A 2,670-nucleotide genomic window follows, 5' to 3' on the forward strand; every position below is an offset into this window, starting at 1 on the left:
GCGTAGTGCTCGCCCAAAGCAGCCAGGCGGGCGGCGGGCTYGCCCAGCACCCAGTCCTGGGCGAAGTTCAGGCCGGCCAGCGCGGCGCACAGGCGGGATTCGCGCTCGACGAGCAGGGCCGTCATGCCCATCTGGCCCAGCCAGGACGCGGCGCTGCAGCCGGCGGGGCCGCCGCCGAGGATGGCGACGTCAATGGAGGTGGGGTTGGGCATGGGGTGGTTCGGGCAGAACCGCGAATTATCCCAGTCGCGCCTTTTTCGTGTTCAGGCGTTTGAAGAGGCGCCACCCCAGCAGCGCGGCAAGGATCACGCCGTAGACGGCCGGCTCGGCGAAGTTGTGCTTGCCGGCTCGCATCCAGATGAAGTGCAGCAGCGCGATGACGGAGATGGCGTAGATCGTCTTGTGCAGCGCCTGCCAGCGCTTGGCGCCGAGGGCCTTGATGGCCTTGTTGAAGCTCGTTGCCGCCAGCGGCGCCATCAGCAGCCAGGCGGTGAAGCCCATCAGGATGAAGGGCCGCTTGGCGATGTCGCGGGCGATGTCGGAGAAATCCAGCCCCATGTCCAGCCAGCCATAGGCCAGCAGGTGCAGTGAGGCATAGCTGAAGGTGAACACGCCCAGCGTGCGCCGAAAGCGCGCCAGTGCGGCCAGGCCCGTCAGCTCGCGCAGCGGCGTGATGGCCAGCGTCAGCCACAGGCCGCGCAATGTCCAGTCGCCCAGGCCGCGGATGATGGCTTCGGCCGGGTTGGCACCGAGCCGGTTGGCTACGGCGCCGAAGACCAGCCACGCCAGCGGCGTAAGGCACAGCAGGAAAAGCGCCGGTTTGGCGCCGCGGCTGAGCAGCGCCGCCGTCAACGCACGCCGCATCAGAAATTGCGCTTCAGATCCATGCCCGCATAGAGCTGGCCCACTTGCGCTTCATAGCCGTTGAACATCAAGGACGGCCGCTTCTTGGCGAACAGGCCGTCTTCGCCAATGCGGCGCTCGCTGAGCTGGCTCCAGCGCGGATGGGCCACGGTGGGATTCACGTTGGAATAGAAGCCGTATTCCTGGGGTGCGCTCTCTTCCCAGCTGCTGCGCGGCTGCTTCTCGACGAAGCGGATCTTGACGATGCTCTTGGCCGATTTGAAGCCGTACTTCCAGGGCAGCACGATGCGCACCGGCGCGCCATTCTGGTTGGGCAGCACCTCGCCATACATGCCGAAGGTCAGCAGCGCCAGCGGGTGCATGGCTTCATCCATGCGCAGGCCTTCGAGGTAGGGCCAGTCCAGCACCGACGAGCGCAGCCCGGGCATCTGCGCGCGATCGGCCAGCGTCGTGAATTCGACGAACTTCGCCTTGCCGGTGGGCTCTGCTTTCTTGATGAGCTCTGACAGCGAGTAGCCCACCCACGGGATCACCATGCTCCAACCTTCGACGCAGCGCAGCCGGTAGATGCGCTCTTCCATGGCGCTGAGCTTGAGCAGCGCGTCGAGGTCGTAGCGGCCGGGCTTGGCGCATTCGCCTTCGACGCTGACCGTCCATGGCCGGGGCTTGAGCGTGTGGGCGCGCTCGGCGGGGTCGGCCTTGTCGGTGCCGAATTCGTAGAAGTTGTTGTACGAGGTTGCATCGGCGTAGCTGGTGACTTTCTCCATCACCATCGCACCGGCCACGGCCGAGCGGGCGCCCGGCAGCTTGGGCAGCTTGCCGCCACCTGGCGCGGCCTGGGCCTGGGCCAGAGCCAGCGGTGACGCGGTTGCCAGGCCGAGGCCGGCCAGGGCCGTGCGGCGGTTCAGGTAAACCCGGCGGGGCGTGATCTCGCTGGACAGGGGCTCGTGAAGGGCGGTCGTTCGAATCAGCATGAGGGGCTCTCGGGTCTGTGGGCTGAGGCTGGGTCGGGCCAGGACGGGCGCAACTTACACCGACCGCGTTCTACTTGCTTGAGCGTTGAGCGCATGGCGGCACGTGCAGACCTTGGGCCAGGCATTTGTCGGTATCGCCATTCAGCGCGCGGATCCCGTGGGTACGTTCACGGGAACCTCCAGGATGAACGACGCACCTTGCCCAGGGCCATCGCTATGGACGCTCAAGCTGCCGCCCATCTCCTGTGCGGCCAGAACGCAGCTGTGCAAACCAAAGCCATGCCCGTTCTTGCGCGTGGTGAAACCATGAGAGAAAACGCGGGTCAGATTCTCCGGCGCGATGCCTTCGCCGTTGTCGGTCACCGTGATGCGCAGCACTGGCCCTTCCATCAAAACAGCACCGAGCGTAATGAAGGCGCGTTTGTCCGCGGTCGCGCTCAACGCTTGTTTGGCGTTGCTGATCAAGTTCACCAGTACCTGCAACACGCGATGCCGATCCAGTAAGAGAGCGGGCAAGGTCGGGTAGTTTTTTACAACATCCACTTTGTGACGCGTCAGCGCAACCGTGTGCATGCGCAGCGCGTCGTCCAGCAGTTCGTCCACCTTGGCGGATTCGACAACACGCGGCGTGCCTGCGTATGACTGCTGGGTTGCGATGACCTGTTTGATGTGTTCCACGCTGCCGCACAGCGCGCCCAGTTCAGTCGTTATGGCTTCGTGCTCACCCTCGAGTGTTCGAGCCAGTTCACGCAAATAGGTGGGTAGCAGCTTGCCTTTGCTGTCCTGCGTCAGGAACTGCCCCAAATCCTCGGTATGCGCATCCATCAAAGCC

4 protein-coding genes are annotated in these 2,670 nt (G+C 64.8%); all 4 read right to left on the bottom strand.

What is annotated here, in order from left to right; all coding sequences use genetic code 11:
- Positions 1-212 (bottom strand): FAD-dependent oxidoreductase (locus AC1DU6_RS26465; protein WP_477860761.1); only part of this gene is annotated, 212 nt, incomplete at its 3' end.
- A 25-nt stretch (positions 213-237) separates the two neighbouring features.
- Positions 238-864: a protein-methionine-sulfoxide reductase heme-binding subunit MsrQ gene (locus AC1DU6_RS26470; RefSeq protein ID WP_457323498.1), complete on the bottom strand. Its 627-nt coding sequence runs from the start codon at positions 862-864 to the stop codon at positions 238-240.
- Positions 864-1,838: a protein-methionine-sulfoxide reductase catalytic subunit MsrP gene (msrP, locus tag AC1DU6_RS26475; RefSeq protein WP_457350104.1), complete on the bottom strand. Its 975-nt coding sequence runs from the start codon at positions 1,836-1,838 to the stop codon at positions 864-866. The genes AC1DU6_RS26470 and msrP overlap by 1 nt, the downstream gene beginning before the upstream one ends.
- 141 nt (positions 1,839-1,979) lie before the next feature.
- On the bottom strand, positions 1,980-2,670 hold a 691-nt coding region (locus AC1DU6_RS26480), incomplete at its 5' end, for a sensor histidine kinase (RefSeq protein ID WP_477860764.1).

Source organism: Roseateles sp. P5_B10 (genome assembly GCF_056400485.1).